General features: G+C 66.2%; 18 protein-coding genes. 6 read left to right on the top strand and 12 right to left on the bottom strand.

Annotation, left to right across the window (positions count from 1 at the left end; all coding sequences use genetic code 11):
- Positions 1 to 233 precede the first annotated feature (233 nt).
- The 4 genes from KHO41_RS06450 to pabB all read left to right on the top strand — a co-directional run bounded on the left by KHO41_RS06450 (position 234) and on the right by pabB (position 6,253).
- Positions 234 to 809, top strand: a complete 576-nt coding sequence (locus tag KHO41_RS06450) for a cob(I)yrinic acid a,c-diamide adenosyltransferase (RefSeq protein ID WP_211952468.1) — start codon at positions 234 to 236, stop codon at positions 807 to 809.
- A gap of 215 nt (positions 810 to 1,024) precedes the next feature.
- Complete coding sequence (gene dnaK / locus KHO41_RS06445) at positions 1,025 to 2,968, top strand: molecular chaperone DnaK (protein ID WP_211952467.1); 1,944 nt, start codon at positions 1,025 to 1,027, stop codon at positions 2,966 to 2,968.
- A gap of 169 nt (positions 2,969 to 3,137) precedes the next feature.
- The gene (gene dnaJ, locus KHO41_RS06440) at positions 3,138 to 4,277 is read left to right on the top strand and encodes a molecular chaperone DnaJ (RefSeq protein ID WP_211952466.1); all 1,140 of its coding nucleotides are present in this window, start codon (positions 3,138 to 3,140) and stop codon (positions 4,275 to 4,277) included.
- Positions 4,278 to 4,387: 110 nt separating this feature from the next.
- The gene (gene pabB, locus KHO41_RS06435; protein WP_244873732.1) at positions 4,388 to 6,253 is read left to right on the top strand and encodes an aminodeoxychorismate synthase component I; all 1,866 of its coding nucleotides are present in this window, start codon (positions 4,388 to 4,390) and stop codon (positions 6,251 to 6,253) included.
- 22 nt (positions 6,254 to 6,275) lie between these two features.
- Here the strand turns inward: pabB and KHO41_RS06430 are convergent, their stop codons facing one another.
- The 9 genes from KHO41_RS06430 to KHO41_RS06390 form a co-directional block, all read right to left on the bottom strand.
- Complete coding sequence (locus tag KHO41_RS06430) at positions 6,276 to 6,962, bottom strand: energy-coupling factor ABC transporter ATP-binding protein (protein WP_211952465.1); 687 nt, start codon at positions 6,960 to 6,962, stop codon at positions 6,276 to 6,278.
- Positions 6,959 to 7,657 carry an ABC transporter permease gene (locus tag KHO41_RS06425; protein ID WP_211952464.1) on the bottom strand — a complete coding sequence of 233 codons (699 nt, stop codon included), beginning with the start codon at positions 7,655 to 7,657 and terminating at the stop codon, positions 6,959 to 6,961. The genes KHO41_RS06430 and KHO41_RS06425 overlap by 4 nt, the downstream gene beginning before the upstream one ends.
- Before the next feature lie 3 nt (positions 7,658 to 7,660).
- Positions 7,661 to 8,482 carry a 3-methyl-2-oxobutanoate hydroxymethyltransferase gene (panB, locus tag KHO41_RS06420; protein WP_211952463.1) on the bottom strand — a complete coding sequence of 274 codons (822 nt, stop codon included), beginning with the start codon at positions 8,480 to 8,482 and terminating at the stop codon, positions 7,661 to 7,663.
- Positions 8,483 to 8,575: 93 nt separating this feature from the next.
- On the bottom strand, positions 8,576 to 9,220 hold the full coding sequence (locus tag KHO41_RS06415) for a deoxynucleoside kinase (RefSeq protein WP_211952462.1): 645 nt from the start codon (positions 9,218 to 9,220) through the stop codon (positions 8,576 to 8,578).
- Between the two features lie 35 nt (positions 9,221 to 9,255).
- Positions 9,256 to 9,783, bottom strand: coding sequence for a 2-amino-4-hydroxy-6-hydroxymethyldihydropteridine diphosphokinase (gene folK, locus KHO41_RS06410; RefSeq protein WP_211952461.1), 528 nt, complete (start codon positions 9,781 to 9,783; stop codon positions 9,256 to 9,258).
- On the bottom strand, positions 9,780 to 11,309 hold the full coding sequence (gene pcnB / locus KHO41_RS06405; RefSeq protein WP_211952460.1) for a polynucleotide adenylyltransferase PcnB: 1,530 nt from the start codon (positions 11,307 to 11,309) through the stop codon (positions 9,780 to 9,782). The genes folK and pcnB overlap by 4 nt, the downstream gene beginning before the upstream one ends.
- A 1-nt stretch (position 11,310) precedes the next feature.
- The gene (locus KHO41_RS06400) at positions 11,311 to 11,985 is read right to left on the bottom strand and encodes a histidinol-phosphatase (RefSeq protein WP_211952459.1); all 675 of its coding nucleotides are present in this window, start codon (positions 11,983 to 11,985) and stop codon (positions 11,311 to 11,313) included.
- A gap of 87 nt (positions 11,986 to 12,072) precedes the next feature.
- A complete protein-coding gene (gene hda, locus KHO41_RS06395) occupies positions 12,073 to 12,783 on the bottom strand; it encodes a DnaA regulatory inactivator Hda (protein WP_211952458.1) in 711 nt (236 codons plus the stop codon).
- A gap of 101 nt (positions 12,784 to 12,884) precedes the next feature.
- Positions 12,885 to 13,955 (bottom strand): AI-2E family transporter, encoded by a 1,071-nt coding sequence (locus KHO41_RS06390; RefSeq protein WP_211952457.1) that lies wholly within the window; start codon positions 13,953 to 13,955, stop codon positions 12,885 to 12,887.
- A gap of 159 nt (positions 13,956 to 14,114) precedes the next feature.
- On the opposite strand from KHO41_RS06390, the gene purM reads away from it, so the two are divergent.
- A complete protein-coding gene (gene purM / locus KHO41_RS06385; protein ID WP_211952456.1) occupies positions 14,115 to 15,167 on the top strand; it encodes a phosphoribosylformylglycinamidine cyclo-ligase in 1,053 nt (350 codons plus the stop codon).
- Positions 15,168 to 15,257: 90 nt separating this feature from the next.
- Here purM and KHO41_RS06380 read toward each other — a convergent pair whose 3' ends face one another.
- Positions 15,258 to 16,151 (bottom strand): sterol desaturase family protein, encoded by an 894-nt coding sequence (locus KHO41_RS06380; RefSeq protein ID WP_211952455.1) that lies wholly within the window; start codon positions 16,149 to 16,151, stop codon positions 15,258 to 15,260.
- Between the two features lie 111 nt (positions 16,152 to 16,262).
- Here KHO41_RS06380 and KHO41_RS06375 point away from each other — a divergent pair, with 111 nt between their 5' ends.
- The gene (locus KHO41_RS06375) at positions 16,263 to 17,198 is read left to right on the top strand and encodes a LysR family transcriptional regulator (protein WP_211952454.1); all 936 of its coding nucleotides are present in this window, start codon (positions 16,263 to 16,265) and stop codon (positions 17,196 to 17,198) included.
- Between the two features lie 13 nt (positions 17,199 to 17,211).
- On the opposite strand, the gene miaA is transcribed toward KHO41_RS06375, so the two are convergent.
- Both miaA and mutL read right to left on the bottom strand, forming a co-directional pair.
- Positions 17,212 to 18,168, bottom strand: coding sequence for a tRNA (adenosine(37)-N6)-dimethylallyltransferase MiaA (gene miaA, locus KHO41_RS06370; protein WP_211952453.1), 957 nt, complete (start codon positions 18,166 to 18,168; stop codon positions 17,212 to 17,214).
- 48 nt (positions 18,169 to 18,216) lie between these two features.
- Positions 18,217 to 20,175 carry a DNA mismatch repair endonuclease MutL gene (mutL, locus tag KHO41_RS06365; protein ID WP_211952452.1) on the bottom strand — a complete coding sequence of 653 codons (1,959 nt, stop codon included), beginning with the start codon at positions 20,173 to 20,175 and terminating at the stop codon, positions 18,217 to 18,219.
- Positions 20,176 to 20,238: the final 63 nt, after the last annotated feature.

Here is a 20,238-nt window from a genome sequence, read left to right as displayed (position 1 = left end):
CAGGCTTCCGGAACCGTCGGCGGGTGTCGGCGGCGTCGGCGACGGAAGGGGCGCGACCCGGTTATCGATTGGGGGAATATCGCCATTCTACGCCGCGCGGCGCCTGATGCACCCCCGCACTTTGCCGGGGTGGCGGGCGTTCCGGCGGGCATTCCGGCGGCGCAATCCGTTCGCGCGGGAGGCAAAGGGCGCCATAATGCGCGCCATCACAGAGACTTCCAGAGGAGACCGGCATGGGCCACCGCCTGTCCAAGATTGCCACCCGCACCGGCGACGCCGGCACCACCGGCCTCGGCGACGGCAGCCGCACGGGCAAGGACAGCCTGCGCATCGCCGCCATCGGGGATGTGGACGAACTCAATTCGCAGATCGGCGTGCTGCTCACGGAAACGCTGCCGGAAGATGTGCGCGGCGCAATGCTGCATATCCAGCATGACCTGTTCGACCTGGGCGGCGAACTCTCCATTCCAGGCTACACGCTGCTCAAGCCGGAGCAGGTGGCACAGCTCGACGTCTGGCTGGAACACTACAACGCCGGCCTGCCGCGGCTGGCCGAATTCATCCTGCCGGGTGGCAGCCGTGCCGCAGCGCTCGCCCACGTCTGTCGTACGGTCTGCCGTCGTGCCGAGCGCGCGCTGGTCGCGCTTGGTGCTATCGAAGCGCTCAATGAGGCACCCCGCCAGTATTTGAACCGCCTGTCCGACCTGATGTTCGTGCTGGCCCGTGTGCTCAACCGCGTCGACGGCGGTACCGACGTGCTGTGGCAGCGCGGGCGTGATACGGCGAACGCACCGGATAAAAGTGATTAATGAAGTTCTTTTTGCCGTCGACATCGTGGTTCGACGGCCCTACGGTCCGCGTTGCTCAAGGCTGAGGGCGGGCTTGCCGTTGATCGGACGGAAGTAACCGAGAAAATTACTCGGATTTGCGAATTCCGCCCTTGAAATGGCCCCGGACGGCCACATTTCGCACTCAGGATGAATTGCAGCCGCGCGGATAGCGATGGCTCAATAGGAGAGAATAAATGGGTAAGATCATCGGTATCGACCTCGGTACCACCAATAGCTGCGTGTCGATCCTGGAAGGCAACACGCCCAAGGTCATCGAGAATTCGGAAGGCACCCGCACCACGCCGTCGATCATCGCTTACATGGAAGACGGCGAGATCCTGGTCGGTGCCCCCGCCAAGCGCCAGGCCGTCACGAATCCGCGCAACACGCTGTATGCCGTGAAGCGCCTGATCGGCCGCAAGTTCGAAGAGAAGGAAGTCCAGAAGGACATCGGCCTGATGCCGTATTCCATCGTCAAGGCCGACAACGGCGACGCATGGGTCGGCGTGCGCGACCAGAAGCTGGCGCCGCCGCAGGTGTCCGCGGAAGTGCTGCGCAAGATGAAGAAGACCGCCGAGGATTACCTGGGCGAGCCGGTCACCGAGGCCGTGATCACGGTGCCCGCGTACTTCAACGACTCGCAGCGCCAGGCGACCAAGGACGCCGGCCGCATCGCGGGCCTGGACGTCAAGCGCATCATCAACGAGCCGACCGCGGCCGCGCTGGCGTTCGGCATGGACAAGAACGAGAAGGGCGACCGCAAGATCGCCGTGTATGACCTCGGCGGCGGCACCTTCGACATCTCGATCATCGAGATCGCGGACGTGGACGGCGAGAAGCAGTTCGAAGTGCTGTCGACCAACGGCGACACCTTCCTGGGCGGCGAAGACTTCGACCAGCGCATCATCGACTACATCATCGGCGAGTTCAAGAAGGAACAGGGCGTCGACCTGTCGAAGGACGTGCTGGCCCTGCAGCGCCTGAAGGAAGCCGCTGAAAAGGCCAAGATCGAACTGTCGAGCTCGCAGCAGACCGAGATCAACTTGCCGTACATCACGGCCGATGCGTCGGGTCCGAAGCACTTGAACCTGAAGATGACGCGCGCCAAGCTCGAGTCGCTGGTCGAAGAGCTGATCACGCGCACCATCGAGCCGTGCCGCACCGCCATCAAGGATGCGGGCGTCAAGGTCAGCGAGATCGACGACGTGATCCTGGTCGGCGGCATGACCCGCATGCCCAAGGTGCAGGAACAGGTCAAGGAGTTCTTCGGCAAGGAAGCGCGCAAGGACGTGAACCCGGACGAAGCCGTGGCCGTCGGTGCCGCGATCCAGGGTTCGGTGCTGTCGGGCGACCGCAAGGACGTGCTGCTGCTGGACGTGACGCCGCTGTCGCTGGGTATCGAGACCCTGGGCGGCGTGATGACCAAGATGATCACCAAGAACACCACCATCCCGACCAAGCATGCGCAGGTGTTCTCGACCGCTGACGACAACCAGCCGGCCGTGACCATCAAGGTGTTCCAGGGCGAGCGTGAAATGGCGACCGGCAACAAGCTGCTGGGCGAGTTCAACCTCGAAGGCATCCCGCCGTCGCCGCGCGGCACGCCGCAGATCGAGGTGTCGTTCGACATCGACGCGAACGGCATCCTGCACGTGGGCGCCAAGGACAAGGCGACCGGCAAGGAAAACCGGATCACCATCAAGGCGAATTCGGGCCTGTCGGAAGACGAGATCCAGCGCATGGTGAAGGACGCCGAGGCCAACGCCGAGGAAGACAAGAAGGCCCGCGAGCTGGCTGATGCCCGTAACCAGGCCGACGCGCTGATCCATTCGACCAAAAAGGCCGTGGCCGAATACGGTGACAAGCTGGAAGCCGGCGAGAAGGAAAAGATCGAAGCTGCGATCAAGGAACTGGAAGACGCCGCACGCGGCGGCGACAAGGCCGAGATCGACGCCAAGGTCACCGCGCTGTCGGAAGTCAGCCAGAAGCTGGGCGAGAAGGTCTACGCCGACATGCAGGCGAAGGCCGGCGAGCAGGGCGCGGCCGGTGCAGCCGGCGCGGGTGCCCAGCAGCAAGCCCAGCCGCAGGACGACAACGTGGTCGACGCCGAGTTCAAGGAAGTCAACGACAAGAAGTAATCGGGAAAGGGCGGCGGCGCGGGCATGCGCCGGCGCCGCCCCCGTCCCGACGCCGGGCGACGGACATCGGACCCAGCGGGAAACCGCCGTCGGATGCCTCGCTCGGCTTTTTTGCTATTCGCCCCGAACCGTTTCCTGGCGGTTCCGGGCCATAAGGTAATGAGCCACCATGGCAAAACGTGACTACTACGAAGTGCTCGGGGTAGGCAAGAACGCGAGCGAAGACGAGATCAAGAAGGCTTATCGCAAGCTCGCGATGAAATACCACCCGGACCGCAATCCGGACAGCAAGGAATCCGAGGAAAAATTCAAGGAGGTCAAAGAGGCCTACGAGATGCTTTCCGACGCCGAGAAGAAGGCGGCCTACGACCAGTATGGCCATGCCGGTGTCGATCCGAACATGGCAGGCGGCTTTGGCGGCGCCGGCGGCTACGGCGGATTTGCCGAGGCATTCGGCGATATCTTCGGCGACATCTTCGGCCAGCAAGGTGGCGGCGGGCGTCGCGGTGGTGGTGGGCCGCAGGCCTATCGCGGCGCCGACCTGCGCTACAGCATGGAGATCTCGCTGGAGCAGGCCGCCCACGGCCACGAGGCACAGATCCGCGTGCCGCACTGGGATGACTGCGACCACTGCCACGGCAAGGGCGCGGAACCCGGTTCGAGCGTGGAAACCTGCCCGACCTGCCACGGCGCTGGCCAGGTGCGCGTGTCGCAGGGTTTCTTCACCATGCAGCAGACCTGCCCGAAGTGTCACGGCAGCGGCAAGTTCATCCCGAAGCCATGCACCAAATGCCACGGCCAGGGCAAGCTGAAGTCGCAGAAGACGCTGGAAGTGAAGATTCCGGCCGGCATCGACGAAGGCATGCGCATCCGCTCGTCCGGCAACGGCGAGCCGGGTATCAACGGCGGCCCGCCGGGCGACCTGTATGTGGAAGTCCACATCAAGCAGCATGCGGTGTTCGAGCGCGACGGCGACGACCTGCACTGCCAGATGCCGATTTCCTTCGCCACCGCGGCGCTGGGCGGCGACCTGGAAGTGCCGACGCTGAATGGCAAGGCCACCTTCCCGGTGCCTGAAGCCACCCAGTCGGGCAAGACGTTCCGCCTGCGCGGCAAGGGCATCAAGGGCGTGCGCTCGGGCTATCCGGGCGACCTCTACGTGCATGTGAACGTGGAGACACCGGTCAAGCTGACCGACGGCCAGAAGGACATGCTGCGCCAGTTCGACCGCTCGGTGCACGAAGGCGGCTCGCGCCACAGTCCGCAGGAGCAGTCCTGGCTGGACAAGGTGAAGAGCTTCTTCAGCTAAGCCAACCCCGCAAGACCGGCCACGCAAGCGCGTGGCCGGTTTGCTTTTGTGCCCCAACCCGGGCCGGCAGCGCATAATGCAGTCGCTGCGCATTTTCCTGCCTTCCTGCCGTGCCTCCGTCGCTTTCCTGCCCCGATTCCCAACCGTTCGTGCTGCTGGACGATGCCACTGCGCCGCGCGGCGCAGCGACGTCTCGTCTTTACACCGGCTTCGTCCGCGAAGACGTGCTGCCCGCCGGCAGCGACGTCGCGGAGATCGACGTGTTGCTTGCTGAGGGCTGGCGCCAGGGCTGGTACGCGACGCTGTTCGCACCCTATGAATTCGGTGGCGCGCTGGTGGGCGCGCCGGTGCATACGGACGACAAGCTGCCGTTCCATGACGGCACCATGCGCGTGCTCTGGTTCCGCAAGATGGAGCGGCTCGACCGCGATGCCGTGCTCGCCTGGCTGCCTGCACCTGATGCACAGGCACCCGCGGGGTTGATGCATGTCGCCGCCGAGTCCTCGCGCGAGGCCTTCGATACCGCGATCGCTCGCATCCACGCATGGATCGAAGCCGGCGACACCTACCAGGTCAATTTCACGCAGCGGCTCGCGTTCTCGTCCTTTGGCGATCCACGCGCGCTCTATGCTGCATTGCGCGCCGCGCAGCCGGTGCCTTATGGCGTACTGGCCCACCTGCCCGGTGATGGCTGGGTACTGTCGCTATCGCCCGAGCTCTTCGTGCAGCACGATGGAAGCGGCCGCCTGCTGACACGTCCGATGAAGGGCACCGCGCCGCTGTCCGGGGATCCCGGGCAGGACGCACAAGCCGCCGCCGGTCTGGCCGCCGATGCCAAGAACCGCGCGGAAAACGTGATGATCGTGGACCTGCTGCGCAATGACCTCGGACGCATTGCGCAGCCAGGCAGCGTGGCGGTGCCGGACCGCTTTGCCGTGCAGCCGTTCGGCGCCGTGCTGCAGATGACCTCGACCGTCACGGCAACGGCACGCGCTGACACCCGCTTCGGTGAACTGTTCCGCGCGCTGTTCCCATGCGGCTCGATCACCGGCGCGCCCAAGCGGCGCACCATGCAGATCATTGCCGAGCTCGAACCCACGCCGCGCGGCCTCTACACCGGTGCGATCGGCTGGCTCGATGCGCCGGGGCCCGATGATAGCGACCTGTGCCGCTTTGCCATGTCCGTGGCCATTCGTACGCTCGTGCTGTCGCCGCGTGCGGCGGATGGTTTGCGCGCTGGCGAGATGGGTGTCGGGGGCGGCATCGTGCACGACAGCGTGGCGGCAGACGAGTTTGCCGAGTGCGGCTGGAAGGCCCGCTTCCTGACCCGCCATGATCCGGGCTTCACGCTGTTCGAGACTATGCGTGTCGAGGACGGCCGTTGCCTTCGGCTCGATCGTCATCTCGCGCGGTTGGCCTCGTCATGTGCGGCGCTCGGGTTTGCCTTCGACAGGCCGGCGGCCATGGTCGCATTGAACGCCGAGGTGGTACGCCTGGGCGCGGGACACTGGCGCCTGCGCATGAGCATCGACAAGCGCGGTCAACTCGCATTTGCCAGCGGCGCGCTGCAGCCCTTGGCGGAAGCTACGGTCGGACTCGACATCGCCCCCGAACCTCTGCCCGATGCCGACCCACTGCGTCGGCACAAGACCAGCGCGCGCGCCGTCTACGATGCCGGCTGGCAGGCGGCGGAGCGCGCCGGCTGCTTCGATCGGCTGTTCTTCAACACCCGTGGCGAACTGCTGGAAGGCGGCCGCAGCTCGGTCTTCGTCAAGGTCGATGGCGAATGGCTGACGCCGCCGCTGGCCGCGGACATCCTGCCCGGCGTGATGCGTGCGGCGGTACTGGAAGAGGGCGATGCAATGCTCGATGGTCCGGTTCGCGAGGCAATCGTGACGCGGGCGATGCTGTTGCGCGCGGAGGTGGTGGTGGCCGTCAATTCGCTGCGTGGGGTGATGCGGGCAAGCCTGCGCTAGTCCGCGACGGCGAGCACAACGTCTACCGATGGTGCGTATCCAGAACCCCATCCCCCAGCTTCCACCGCACCACGCCCGGGAGATTGATCAGCTCGCGGTCGTGGCAGATCATCACCACCGTGCGGCCTTCCTCGGCCAGCTCGCGCACCAGCGCAATGACTTGCTCGCGCGCCTGGCCGTCGAGGCTTGAGGTCGGTTCATCGAGCAGCATCAGGTCCGGTTCCAGCACCTTGGCGCGCGCCAGCGCCACGCGCTGGACTTCCCCGCCGGACAGGCGCTCGGGCGCTGTGTCCTTCAAGTGAGAAACACCAGCCCAGGCCAGTGCCTCGTCAACACGGCGCGCCATCTCATCGCGCGTCAGGCCGCGTGCGCGCAGGCCATAGGCAATGTTCTCGCGCACGGAAGTGCGGAACAGGTACGGATGCTGGTGCAGGTAGGCGATGCGTTCGCGCAGTTCGCGTGGCAACGGGGCCAGCGGAGCACTGCGCGCGGAAGCGTGCGCGTCGGTCCAATGCACCGTAGCGCCTGGCGCCGGCTCAAGCCCGGCAATCATGCGTAGCAGCGTGGTCTTGCCCGCGCCGTTTTGTCCGGTCAGCACAATGGCCGTGGCGCGCGGGAAAGCCAGTTCGCCGATATCGAACAGGCGCCGCGCGCCGATGCTGCGCGACAGGCCGCGTACCGTCAGCAATGGTGTGGAGGACGCGTTCATCGACGAAATCCTCCGGCGCCCTGCAGCCACGCCATTCCGATATTCACGAGCAGCGCCAGCGCTACCAGCACGATGCCCAGCGCAATGCCCTGCGCGAATTCACCCTTGCTGGTTTCGAGCGCGATCGCCGTGGTGATGGTGCGGGTCGAGCCTTCGATATTGCCTCCGATCATCAGCGCCGAACCGACCTCGGCAATCACCCGGCCGAAGCCGGCCACGATGGCGGCCATCAGCCCGAAGCGCAGTTCGCGGATCACCGTGAAGAAGACGCGCCAGCGGCCCGCGCCCAGCACGCGCGCGGTCTCCTGCAGGCGCGGGTCGGCGCCCTGCAATGTGGACAGCGAAAACGCGAGGATCACGGGAAAGCCGATCACCGCCTGCCCGAGCACCATGCCGCCCGGCGTGAACAGCAGTGCGAAACTGCCAAGCGGACCCTGTCGCGTCAGCAGCAGGTAGAGGATGAGCCCGACCAGCACGGTCGGAAACGAGAGGAAGGCCTGTGCCACCACGACGACCGCGCGGCGGCCCGGGAACCGGTGCGTGGCGATCAGCCACGCCGCGCCGATGGCAGGGGCGGTGGCGATGGCCAGGCCCAGCACCGCCACCATCAGCGAGGTCCAGACAATGAACCAGAGCGCCGCGTCGCCGCTGGCAAGCAGGCGGAACGCGGCCAGCGTGGCGGCGCCGATCTCCACCGGTCAGGCGGAGAAGGTGTGCTCTGCTGCCGGGAAGCTGCCGTCCTTCACGGCGGCCACATAGGCGCGGATCGCGCCCTCGATCGTCGTCTGGCCGTCCATGAAGTTGCGCACGAACTTCGCCTTGCGTCCCGGGTAGACGTTGATCATGTCCTGCAGCACCAGCACCTGGCCCGAGCAGTCGGCGCCGGCACCGATGCCGATGGTCGGCACCGTAAGCAGTTGCGTAATCTCGCCTGCCAGCGTGGCCGGCACCGCCTCCATCAGCACCACCTGCGCGCCGGCAGCCTCCATCGCCTGCGCATCGCGCCGCAGTTGGGCCGCACCTTCGTCGGTCTTGCCCTGCACCTTGAAGCCGCCGAATGCATGCACGGACTGCGGGGTCAGGCCGATATGGGCGCACACCGGGATGCTGCGCTCGACCAGGAACTTCACGGTCGGGGCGAGCCAGTCGCCGCCTTCGAGCTTGACCATGTGCGCGCCCGCACGCATCAGCGTGACCGCGCTCGCAAACGCCATTTCCGGCGTGCCGTAGGTGCCGAAGGGCAGGTCGGTCACCAGCAGCGCGGTCTGGTTCGCACGTGCCACGCATTCGGTGTGGTAGGTCATGTGCGCCAGCGTCACGGGCAGCGTGGTCTGCTGACCTTGTATCACGTTGCCGAGCGAATCGCCGACCAAGATGACTTCCACGCCGCAGTAGTCGAGCAGCGCGGCGAAGCTGGAGTCGTAGGCAGTCAGCATCGCGATCTTTTCACCAGCGTCGCGCATGGCCTGCAGCCGGGTGATGGTGACGGTCTTGCGGGAGGGATCGAGGAGGTAGCTCATGGCAGTGACGAGTCAGGAGAGGGCGCTCGGCGTGAGGCGGGCCGGCGCGGCTGTCGTTATGGTTATGTGCCGTCGCGGGCAAGCCCGCTGCGGTCAGGGCGCAGCCAGATTGAGAAAGGCCCTGCGGCCGCGCATGTTCTCGATGCGCGTCAGTAGTGTACGGAAATCCCCATCGTTGTCCACCGGATTGAAGTGGGCCGTATCCACGATCAGCACGGGGGCTTCGTCGTAGCGATGGAACAGTTCGCCGTAGGCGTCGGTCAGCTGCTGCAGGTATGCCTCGTCGATGCCGGCAGCCTCGCCGGGCTCGCCGCGGCGGGCGATGCGCTCGCGCAGCAGCGACGGGGTAGCCTGCAGCATGATCACGAGGTCGGTGCGCTGCGGCGGCAACTGCAGCCGTGATGCAATGGCGTCATAGAGCGCCAGCTCGTCCTCGGGCAGGTTCAGCGAAGCGTACAGGCGATCTTTCGCGATCAGGAAATTGCTGACCATGCGCTGTCCTGTGAACAGGGCGTTTTGCCATTGCTGGAGCTGGTCGGCGCGCTTGTTCAGGCAGGCGAGCTGCAGCGGCAGCGCATAGCGTGCGCGATCGCGGTAGAACCGTTCCAGGAAGGGATTGTTGCGGACGCCGTCGGGGAGTTCGGCGGCGTGCAGCGTGTGCGCAAGGCGCTGGGCCAGCGAGGTCTTGCCGGACCCGACCGGGCCTTCCACGACGATGCGGCGCAGGTGTTCGAGCATATCGTTGCCAGCGCGGGGCGGATGGCTCCGCCGGCTCAGTCCTTGTCGCCGGAAGGGCCGGCGGCCTGCGCGCGCAGGCACTTGCAGGTGGAAACCTTGTCGATGCGCTGCTCGCTGACACCCGCGAGGAAGTCGATGGCGGGGCCGGCGCCGGGGATCACCAGTTCGGGGGCCAGTTCAAGCAGCGGCACCAGCGTGAAGGCGCGCTCGGTGACGCGCGGATGGGGCACCGTCAGGTGCTCGTCATTGTGCTGTTCGTCACCGAACACAAGCAGGTCAAGGTCCAGCGTGCGCGGCGCGTTGCGGAACGGGCGTTCGCGGCCGAACTGGTCTTCGATGTGGTGACAGATGCGCAGCAGCTGCGCCGCGGTGAACGAGGTCTGCACCTTGACCACCGCGTTGTAGTAATCGTCGCCATCGGCATCGACGGGCGCGGTCCTGTACAGCGAGGACCGTGCCAGCACCGTGACGCCGACCTGCTGGGCCAGGCATACGATGGCGTCTTTCAGTGCCTGGCGGGCATCGCCCAGGTTGGCACCAATGCCGATGAAGGCGAGTGTCATTGATGTTCCTCCGGCTGGTCGCGGCCGGCATGTGCTTCCTGCCCCGCGTCCGTGTCGCTCCGGGAAGAAACTTTATCCGATTTCCGCGGACTGCGTCGGCGGCGCTTCTTGCGTGCCGGACCTTCGCCTTCGGTGCCAGGCTGGCCAGCCTGGCCGGCCGGGCCGCGCGGGCTGCGCGCGGCGTCGATCAGGCCTTCGCGCTCGCCCGGGTCGGCGTCCTGGAAGTCCTGCCACCAGCGGGAAATCTCCTCTGGCATTTCGCCGGACTGGCAGCGCAGGTGCAGGAAGTCGAAGCCGGCGCGGAAGCGCGGCGACTCCAGCAGGCGGAACGGCATGCGGCCGACACGCTTTTCGAAGCGCGGCTGCATGCCCCAGATGTCGCGCATATCGGTGACGAAGCGGCGCTGGATCGCAAGCTGGCCGGTCTGCTTTTCGAGCACGGCATCCATGGCGATGTTGAGCGCGGCGATCGCGTGCTCGCCGCGTTCGCGCTCGGCGTTCCAGCGCTGCAGCACGTGGTGCCACAGCAGTGCGGCGAACAGGAAGCCCGGCGAGACCGGCTTGCCGGCCTGTACGCGGCGGTCGGTGTTGTCGAGCGCGAGCTGCACGAAGCGCTGGCCCATCGGCTGTTCCAGCGCCACGTCGAGCAGCGGCAGCAGGCCCTTGTGCAGGCCGGCCTTGCGCAGTTCCTGCAGCGATGCCCAGGCGTGGCCGGACATCAGCAGCTTGAGCATTTCGTCGAACAGGCGCGCGCTCGGCACGTTGTGGATCAGCGAAGCCAGGCCGCCGATCGGCTCGCGCGTGGCCTCGTCGATGCCGAAGCCGGTCTTGGCCGCGAAACGCACCACGCGCAGCATGCGGATCGGATCCTCGCGGTAGCGCAGGGTCGGGTCGCCGATCATGCGCAGCGTGCGCGCGCGGATGTCTTCCATGCCGTGATGGTAGTCATGCACGGTCTGCGCGGCCGGGTCGTAGTACATCGCATTGATGGTGAAGTCGCGGCGTTCCGCGTCTTCGGCCTGCGAGCCCCACACGTTGTCGCGCAGCACGCGTCCCGATGCGTCGATCGCGTGCGTCTTGCTGTCGAGTTCCGAACGCTTCAGGCGCCGGCCCTCTGGCAGCGTTTCGCTGGCGACGGCATCGACCAGCGCGCGGAACGTGGAAACCTCGATGATTTCCTGCTCGCGCCCGCCGTAGAACGTCACATGGACGATCTGGAAGCGCCGCCCGATGATGCGCGAGCGCCGGAACAGCGACTGCACCTGCTCGGGCGTGGCGTTGGTGGCGACGTCGAAATCCTTCGGCTTGATGCCGAGCAGCAGGTCGCGCACGGCGCCGCCGACGATAAAGGCCTGGTAGCCCGCCTGTTGCAGGGTGGAAGTGACTTTGACCGCATTGCGCGACAGCAGCGTCGGGTCAATGCGATGCTCTTCCACGGTGACGATGCGCGGCGTGTGGGCGCGGCCGATGCGGCGCTGCTTGGGGCCGGGCTTGCCCAGCAGCCGGTTGATGAGCTTTTTGATCACGTCAGAACAGATCCATGATGCGCCAGCCCGCAGCAGCGGCATGCTCGCGCAGGCGATCGTCCGGGTTGGTGGCGATCGGTTCGCTCGACTTTTCCATCAGCGGCAGGTCGTTGATCGAGTCGCTGTAGAAGTAGGTCGTGCTGAAGTCATCCCAGTGTGCGCCCTGGCCCTTGAGCCATGCGTCGACACGGGTGATCTTGCCTTCGCGGAAGCTCGGCACGCCGTCGACTTCGCCGGTGAACTGGGCTTCGGGCCGGCCGTCGACCGTCGCCGGCTCGGTCGCGATCAGGTGCTTGATGCCGAATGCCGACACGATCGGCGCCGTGACGAAGCTGTTGGTCGCGGTCACCACGGCGCACAGGTCGCCGGCTTCGATGTGCTTGTAGACCAGCGCGCGTGCCTGCGGCGTGATGACGGGGTCGATGACTTCGCGCATGAAATTCTGGCGCAGGGTTTCCAGCCGGTCGCGCGTATTGGCGGCCAGCGGCGCCAGCGCGAAGCGCAGGAATGCCTGGATATCCAGGGTGCCGGCCTTGTAGTGGCCATAGAACTCGTCGTTCTTGCGGCGATAGGAGTCCTCGTCGACAACGCCCTGGCGCACCAGGAAACGGCCCCATTCGTGGTCGCTGTCAGTCGGGATCAGGGTATGGTCGAGATCAAAGAGTGCCAGATTCATGGGGCGCGATTTTACCTTAAGCGAGTGGGCCGGTCCGCGTGCTCTCGCGCCGGCCACAAAAAGGCGGGTGGCGATGATTTCCGGCGATTATTCCCGAAACTCCGCGAACATTTCGCGAAGCAGGGGCAGGGTGACCGGGCGCTTGCGCTCCAGCGAGTAGGTATCCAGTGCATCGAGCAGCGCCATCAGGCTGGGCATGTCGCGGTAATGGCGCGTGACCAGCCAGTGTGTGATTTCCGGGGACAGCTGCAGCCCGCGCTCGCGTGCCGCCTGAAGCACTGCGGACATCTTGTCCTCGTCCGACAGCGGCTGGACCTGGTAGACCAGCCCCCAGCCGAGCCGGGTGCGCAGGTCTTCCCGTACGGGCATGGCGCGCGGAGCCATGCCGCCCGCCACGACCAGCGCAGTGCGCACGTGCGCGCGGACTTCGTTGTACAGCGAAAACACCGCGATCTGCCGCGCTTCGTCGAGCAGTTCGACGTCATCGACCGTATAAAGCTGGCAAGACGGGTCGAACAGGAAATCCGACAGCGGGTGGTGCGGGCTCAGGTAGCGGCAGTTGATGCCGGTCTGGGGCGTTGCCTCGCACACGGCATGCAGCAGGTGCGTGCGGCCGCAGCCGTTTTCACCCCACAGATAGAACAGCCGGTCAATGGCGCGCTCCTGCGCGACCGCACTGGGCAGGTCGTGCAGGCGTTGCACCGCCTCGCGGTTCGAAGCCACGACAAAATTGTCGAAGGTCGAAGGCGGAGGGCTGCCAAGCTCTAGCGAAAGTTGCTTGGGACGCGGGGAGGACATGACGTATGGCTAACTTGCGGGGGACAGCTTGCGCGGTGCACGTGGAATCGGCTCAAGCCGACTATTGTCCGTCATTTTTCCCGTCGCTTCCGTTATTTCCATTACTTCCGATAGAGGTCGCTGGCGAGGTACACGCGACGAAGCTGCCGCGCCCCCACCAGCAGCACCGCACAGGTGGGCAGCGCCAGCAGCACGCCGAAGAAGCCGAACAGCTGTCCGAACGCGAGCAGCGCGAAGATCACCACGAGCGGATGCAGCCCGATGCGCTCGCCGACCAGCCGCGGCGTCAGGTAGAAGCTTTCGATGAACTGGCCAATACCGTACACGACCGCCACCGCCGCCAGCCCGTACCAGTCGCCAAACTGCAACAGCGCGGCCACGATGGCCAGCACCAGCCCGATGCCGAAGCCGATATACGGGATAAACACTGCCAGCCCCGTGAACACGCCCACGGGCACGCCGACGTCGAAGCCGGCCACGGTCAGTCCGATCGAATAGATCGAGGCCAGGATTACCATCACCAGGATCTGGCCGCGCAGGTATTGCGACAGCAGCACATCGGTCTCGGCCGTCAGTTCGCGCACCTTGGGCACCCAGCGGCGCGGCACCAGGCCTTCGATGCGCCGCATCACCATGTGCCAGTCCATCATCAGGTAGAACATGACGATCGGAATGATGAACGCCATCCCGGCCACCTCGATCAGCGCCGAGCCAGACACCTTGGCATAGTTCAGCAGCACCGCCAGCAGGTCTTCGGGGCTGGCCGAGAAGCGGTCCGACAGCATGCTGCGCAGGCCCGGGAAGTCGAAGCGCACGCGCACGCCGAAGTCGGCCAGGCGCGGCGCCACCACGGCGTTGAGCTTCTTCAGCAGCATCGGCAACTGCTCGCGGACCTGCGGGATTTCCCGCTGCAGCACGGCGATCAGCAGCAGCACCAACACCACGCAGACCACGACAAGCAGCAGGATCATCACGGCGACGGCGATCGCGCGCGGCACGCGCCGGCGCGCCATCCAGTCCACGCCGGGGGTCAGGATGTAGGCGAAGATGAAGGCCAGCAGGAAGGGCGCCAGGATCGGCGCCAACGCGATGATGGCGGCGAACAGGCCCGCAGCGACCGCGATCCAGAGCAGGACGCGCTTGGTCTCATCATTCAGCAGGGGAGCGTTCATCGAATGGGCGCACAGGGCGGAACTGGCGAAACTGGAAGCCGGGCGCCTGTATCCGTTAAAATCGCAATTCTACTGGACTCGCGCCCGCCCCCTGCCGTAGCTAGGGTTGCCGGAGCGGCGAAGTCTCCACTTTATCTCCTCTGACACAAGCAGGTTCTCATGAGCGCTTCCTCGACCGCCGGCCAGGCAGGCCTTTCCTACCGCGATGCCGGTGTTGACATCGATGCCGGCGATGCCCTGGTCGATCGCATCAAGCCGTTCGCCAAGCGCACCATGCGTGAAGGCGTGATGGCCGGCATCGGCGGTTTCGGCGCGCTGTTCGAACTCTCGAAGAAGTACCAGGAGCCCGTGCTGGTGTCGGGCACCGACGGCGTGGGCACCAAGCTCAAGCTCGCCTTCCAGCTGAACCGCCACGACACCGTGGGCCAGGACCTGGTCGCCATGAGCGTGAACGACATTCTGGTGCAGGGTGCCGAGCCGCTGTTCTTCCTCGACTACTTCGCCTGCGGCAAGCTTGACGTGGACACCGCCGCCACCGTGATCCAGGGCATCGCCCGCGGCTGCGAACTGGCCGGCTGCGCACTGATCGGCGGCGAGACCGCCGAAATGCCGACCATGTACCCGGACGGCGAATACGACCTGGCCGGCTTTGCGGTCGGCGCGGTCGAAAAGAAGAAGATCATCGACGGCACCACCATCATCCCGGGCGATGTGGTGCTGGGCCTGGCCTCGTCGGGCGCGCACTCGAACGGCTATTCGCTGGTGCGCAAGATCATCGAAGTCGCCAAGCCGGACCTGGACGCCGATTTCCACGGTCAGCGCCTGCAGGACGCCATCATGGCGCCGACGCGTATCTACGTGAAGCCGCTGCTGTCGCTGATCGAAACGCTGCCGGTCAAGGGGATGGCCCACATCACCGGCGGTGGCCTGACCGAGAACGTGCCGCGCGTGCTGCCGCAGAACACGACGGCTGTGCTCCAGCGTGACGCCTGGACGCTGCCGCCGCTGTTCCAGTGGCTGCAGGCGGAAGGCCGTGTGGCCGACGACGAAATGCACCGCGTGTTCAACTGCGGCATCGGCATGGTCGTGATCGTTGCCAAGGAAGATGCAGAGCGTGCGATTCGCCATCTGCAGGCTGCCGGCGAAGCCGTGTGGCAGATTGGCGAGATCCGCGAGCGCGCGGAAGGGCAGGCACAGACCGTGGTGGTCTGACACGCCCGGAGGCCGGCTGACTGGCCGGCAACGCATTAAAAAAATGGCGCATGCACCGCATGCGCCATTTTTCATTTTGGGTCACGTTTGTCAGCGGTTGCCGGCAGTTGTGACATCGACAGCGGCATCCTGGTCGCCAAATGCCTCGCCGCCGAACCGCAGTGCCGTGTGCTGCCGTTGCGACTGACGCAGCGGATAGAACATCTGTGCGGCCCAGTGTTCGGCCCCAAAACGGCGATCGTCCTCCAGTCCGACTTTGGCCGGGTACTTGCGGGTGATATGCGCCGTGCCGAACAGCACATCCCAGAAGAACAGCAGGTTGCCGAAGTTGCCTTTGTAGTGGCCGATGCCATCGGCATTGGTCAGCGCATGGTGGGCCCAGTGCGTGGCCGGCGTGGAGATGGTCCGCTCGACCACCCACATCAGCGGCCGCAGCGCGCGGATCCGATAGAGTGGTTCATCCCAGCGCCACGCGCAGTGCGCGCCCAGGATCACCAGCATCTTGACCACGATATACACGCCGTAGACCTTGCCGAATCCGAGGTACAGCAGCACGCCCGCGATCCACAGCCCCGGCATCATCAGGTAGTAGAAGAAATTGTTCCGGTACGTGACGCGGATGCTCATGTACGACGCCGAATGATGCGCGCGATGCAGCGGCCACAGCCACGGCGTATGGGACGCGCGATGCCACCAGTATTGCGTCATGTCGTCGGCGACCAGCAGGATCGCCGTCATGGACCACCACGACAGGTGGGACCAGGCGCCGCGCATGTCGGGCATGAGCCAGCCGGACAGCCAGTTGGCGCCGAGCAGGGCCAGTGGCTGCGTGACGGCGATCAGGCTGACGAACATCAGCACTTCGAGCTTGGTGTCGTTGGCGTCGGCGCGCACGCTTTGCTGGTAGCGCCGCGTGGCGAACTCCATCACCGCAAAGCCGACGATGATGCTGCCAATCAGCAGGTTCTGAAGCTGCAAATTCATGTTGAACGTCTCCGGGAATGCTTGTTGTGCGAACCACTCTAGGTTGGCGATGTCGATGCGTCCAATGCATAATCGACATCATTCCAATGTGTAAAACGCAATGAGACCGCCATGGACCTTCGCCGGCTCAGCCATGTAGTCGCACTCGCCGACACTCTGCACTTCGCGCGCGCCGCCGAGCAGGTGCACCTTAGTCAACCTGCGTTCAGCCGCAGCATCCAGGCGGTCGAAAACGATCTCGGGGTGCGCCTCTTCGAGCGCGATGTGGGGGATATCCGGCCGACGCCGGCCGGTGAGTTCGTGCTCGAACGTGCCAGGCGGCTGCTGTTCGAGGCCCGCTGCATGCAGCGCGACGTCGATCTCTACCTCGACAACCAGCTTGGCGACACGGCCTTCGGCGTCGGGCCGTTTCCCGCCGCGACCCTGATGCCGCGCGTGCTGTCGGAACTGCGGCGTCTGCATCCGCAGGTCGCCTTGCGGGTCGAAGAGAGCAACTGGGTGCTGCTGCTCGAGCGTTTGCGTGCCGAGGACATCGAGTTCTTTGTCGCTGACGTACGCGACTTGCCCGATGATGCCGCGCTGGACATCCGGCCCCTGCCGGCGCAGGTCGCGCGCTTCTTTGTCCGCGCGGGGCATCCGCTCGCCGGTGCGTCATGCACGATCAAGGATGCGTGGGCGTATGGTGTCGCCGCGGTCAAGGCGCCGCGCGCGGTAACGGCGGCGCTGACCAGGGCCCTGAAATTGCCCGCAGGCCAGGAAGCCGTGCTGGCGCTCGAGTGCGACGATTTCGCGGTGATCCGGGCGGTCACCCTGTCCACGGACATGGTGCTCGGCGCGACGGAAGCAGCGGTGGAGGCGCAGGTGGCTTCGGGCGAACTGGTGCCGCTCGAGGTCGAGGGGCTTCCCACGCTGCATGCCGGCATGGGCATCGTGAGTCTGCGCAACCGCACGCCGTCGCCGATGGCGATGAAGGCGATGCGTTGCATCGAGCGGGTGGCAGGCGAGATCCGCGGCGAGCGCCAGGCGTCGCCGCAATCGGCTGGCTGAGTCCGGCGGTGCGTTACATCCCGGCCAGCCGCGCGACCTGCTCGACGTAGTCGGGTGCGAGGCAATCGACGGACAGCCGCTCGGGCGTGCTGCGCAGCCACGTGATCTGACGCTTGCAGAGCTGACGCGTGGCCACGATGCCGCGTTCGCGCATGGTCGCGTAATCGGTGTCGCCATCCAGGTATTCCCAGACCTGACGGTAGCCCACGCAGCGGATCGACGGCAGACCCAGGTGAAGATCGCCGCGCCGGCGCAGGCGTTCGACTTCCTCGATAAAGCCGCCGGCCAGCATGGCGTCGTAGCGCGTGGCGATGCGTGCGTGCAGTACGGCGCGGTCCGACGGCTCCAGTGCAATCACGCGGTAGCGCTGGTCCGCTGCGCCGGTGAACGTGCGGCCGTCGGCCTGCCTTGCCAGCAGCTCGGACATCGGTTGCCCCGACAGCCGGTGGATTTCCAGCGCGCGCTGGATGCGCTGCGCATCGTTGGGCGCGAGCCGCGCGGCGGTGACCGGGTCCACCTCCGCCAGCATTGCATGCAGCGCCGGCCAGCCGCGTTCGGCGGCCAGTTCGTCGAGCTCGGCGCGCACGGCCGGATCGGCCTGCGGCAGGTCGTTCAGGCCCTGCGTCAGTGCCTTGTAGTACAGCATGGTGCCGCCGACGATCAGCGGCTGGCGCCCACGCGCGCGGATCTCGGCGATCAGCCGTTCGGCGTCGGTGACGAACTGCGCGGCAGAGTAGCTGTCCGCCGGATCGATGATGTCGATCAGGTGGTGCGGCACGGCGGCCAGCTCTTCACGCGTGGGTTTGGCGGTGCCGATATCCATCTCGCGATAGACCAGCGCCGAATCGAGGCTGATGATTTCGACCGGCGCCTGCTGCGCCAGGGCCAGCGCGGCCGCGGTCTTGCCGGAGGCGGTCGGGCCCAGCAGGCAGACGACGGGCGGGTGTTCGGACGAAGGCAAGGCGGACATCAGGACTTCTGCAAGGCGTGGCGCGCAAACGCGGTGTAAGGCGCGGTGCTACTGGCCGCGCAGGAAAAGGCGATCGAGCTCCGACACGCTCAGCTGCACCCACGTCGGGCGGCCATGATTGCACTGGTCGGCGCGCTCGGTCTGTTCCATCTGGCGCAGCAGCGCGTTCATCTCTTCCAGCGTGAGCTTGCGGTTGGCGCGCACGGCGCTGTGGCAGGCCAGCGTGGCCAGCAGTTCGTTGCGGCGCTCGGCCAGCACGCGTGAGCCACCGAAGGAATGCAGGTCGCGCAGCACGTCGCGCGCGAGCGCTTCCGCGTCGGCCTGCTGCAGCAGTGCCGGCACGGCACGCACGGCCAGCGTGGTGGGCGAGACGGGCGCGATGTCGAAGCCGAGCAGTTCGAGCGTTTCGCGATGTTCTTCGGCAGTGCCGATTTCCACGGGGTTTGCCGGCAGCGTCACCGGCAGCAGCAGCGGCTGCACGGCGAGATCGCGCGCATCGAGTGCATCCTTGATCTGCTCGTACAGGATGCGCTCGTGCGCGGCATGCATGTCGACGAGCACGAGGCCGCGCGCGTTCTGCGCGAGCACGTAGATGCCGTGGAGCTGGGCAATCGCATAGCCGAGCGGGTGGTCATCGGCGCCCTCCGGTATGTCCTCCGCGACCGGCAGTGCCATGCGGGCCGGGGCAACGCCATCGAGCAGGCCCGGCGGTTCGTCGGCTCGTGCGGCTTGCGCATCGGCAAGCCACGCAGGCGGCTGGGACGAGGGCACGTAAGGCCGCGGCGTGGTGGCTTCGCGCACCATGCCCAGATAGGCCTGGCGCGGTTGCGCGATGCCGAGTTCGGTCTGGCGCGCCGCCGAATAGTTGATCCACTGGCTGCCGCTGCCTGCCGTGCCACCGTACGGCGCACGAGGTTCGCGCAGTTCGCCCGCGCCGCTTGCTGCCGGCAAGGGCTCGTCATCGGTCCCGGTATGCAGGCTGTCGCCGTTTTCGCCAGCCTGCCGCGCCAGGCACCGCTGCACGGCGTGATAGACGAACTGGTGCACCGAACGCGATTCGCGGAAACGCACCTCGATCTTGGACGGGTGGACGTTCACGTCCACCATCTCCGGCGGCAGATCCAGGCACAGCACGTACGACGGGAAACGGTCGCCGTGCAGCACGTCTTGGTAAGCGCTGCGCACCGCATGGTTCAGCAGCTTGTCGCGCACAAAGCGGCCATTGACGAAGAAATACTGCTGGTCCGGCCGTCCGCGTGAAGCGGTAGGCAGCCCGGCAAAGCCATACAGGTGCAGGTCGCCGGCTTCTTCGTCGAGCGGCAGCCGCGCACGCGCGAAGTCGCTGCCGAGCACTTGCGCCGTACGCGTCGCTACATCACCGGCGTTCCAGTGCTCCAGCGGCTTGCCGTTGTGGTGAACCGAAATGGCCACGTCAGGACGCGCCAGCGCTACGCGGCGGACCATCTCCAGGCAGTGGCCAAGCTCCGTTTGCTCTGATTTGAGGAACTTTCGGCGCGCTGGCGTGTTGAAGTAGAGATGCTGGACATCGACGGTCGTGCCGACGCCGCCCGACGCCGGCTGCATGGCGCCGGTATCGGCACTGACCTGCGTGGCGTGCGCGTCGCTGGCGGTACGGCTGGTCAGCGAGAGTTGCGAGACGGACGCGATCGATGCAAGGGCCTCGCCGCGGAAGCCGAGGGTCAGCACGGCCTCGAGCTCATCGAGCGAAGCAATCTTGCTGGTGGCATGGCGCAACAGCGCGACGGGCAGTTCGGCCGGCGGAATGCCGCAGCCGTTGTCCGTGATGACAATGCGCCGCACGCCGCCTTCCTCGAGCCGGATGCCGAGCTGGCTGGTGCCGGCGTCGAGTGCGTTTTCGAGCAGTTCCTTGACCACGGACGCCGGCCGTTCCACGACTTCGCCGGCGGCAATCTGGCTGATGAGCTGGTCGGGCAGGGGACGGATCGGCCGCGGCGGCTGCGCGGTGCGGGAGGCGGAGGCTGGCATCCGGCGATTATACGTGGCGCGCCACACGCGGGATGGCCGCGCATGCCCCGCCAGGTGACCGAT

The sequence above is a fragment of the Cupriavidus numazuensis genome (assembly GCF_905397435.1).
GTDB lineage: Bacteria > Pseudomonadota > Gammaproteobacteria > Burkholderiales > Burkholderiaceae > Cupriavidus > Cupriavidus numazuensis.
This window is presented reverse-complemented; position numbering and strand designations above follow the sequence as displayed.

Coding starts and splice junctions, on each gene's coding strand:
- KHO41_RS06450 (WP_211952468.1), top strand. CDS start 234: ATGGGCCACCGCCTGTCCAAGATTGCCACCCGCACCGGCGACGCCGGC.
- hda (WP_211952458.1), bottom strand. CDS start 12,783: ATGTCCTCCCCGCGTCCCAAGCAACTTTCGCTAGAGCTTGGCAGCCCT.
- KHO41_RS06375 (WP_211952454.1), top strand. CDS start 16,263: ATGGACCTTCGCCGGCTCAGCCATGTAGTCGCACTCGCCGACACTCTG.
- mutL (WP_211952452.1), bottom strand. CDS start 20,175: ATGCCAGCCTCCGCCTCCCGCACCGCGCAGCCGCCGCGGCCGATCCGT.
- KHO41_RS06400 (WP_211952459.1), bottom strand. CDS start 11,985: ATGAATCTGGCACTCTTTGATCTCGACCATACCCTGATCCCGACTGAC.
- dnaK (WP_211952467.1), top strand. CDS start 1,025: ATGGGTAAGATCATCGGTATCGACCTCGGTACCACCAATAGCTGCGTG.
- KHO41_RS06415 (WP_211952462.1), bottom strand. CDS start 9,220: ATGCTCGAACACCTGCGCCGCATCGTCGTGGAAGGCCCGGTCGGGTCC.
- miaA (WP_211952453.1), bottom strand. CDS start 18,168: ATGTCCGCCTTGCCTTCGTCCGAACACCCGCCCGTCGTCTGCCTGCTG.
- purM (WP_211952456.1), top strand. CDS start 14,115: ATGAGCGCTTCCTCGACCGCCGGCCAGGCAGGCCTTTCCTACCGCGAT.
- folK (WP_211952461.1), bottom strand. CDS start 9,783: ATGACACTCGCCTTCATCGGCATTGGTGCCAACCTGGGCGATGCCCGC.
- panB (WP_211952463.1), bottom strand. CDS start 8,482: ATGAGCTACCTCCTCGATCCCTCCCGCAAGACCGTCACCATCACCCGG.
- KHO41_RS06380 (WP_211952455.1), bottom strand. CDS start 16,151: ATGAATTTGCAGCTTCAGAACCTGCTGATTGGCAGCATCATCGTCGGC.
- KHO41_RS06430 (WP_211952465.1), bottom strand. CDS start 6,962: ATGAACGCGTCCTCCACACCATTGCTGACGGTACGCGGCCTGTCGCGC.
- KHO41_RS06390 (WP_211952457.1), bottom strand. CDS start 13,955: ATGAACGCTCCCCTGCTGAATGATGAGACCAAGCGCGTCCTGCTCTGG.
- dnaJ (WP_211952466.1), top strand. CDS start 3,138: ATGGCAAAACGTGACTACTACGAAGTGCTCGGGGTAGGCAAGAACGCG.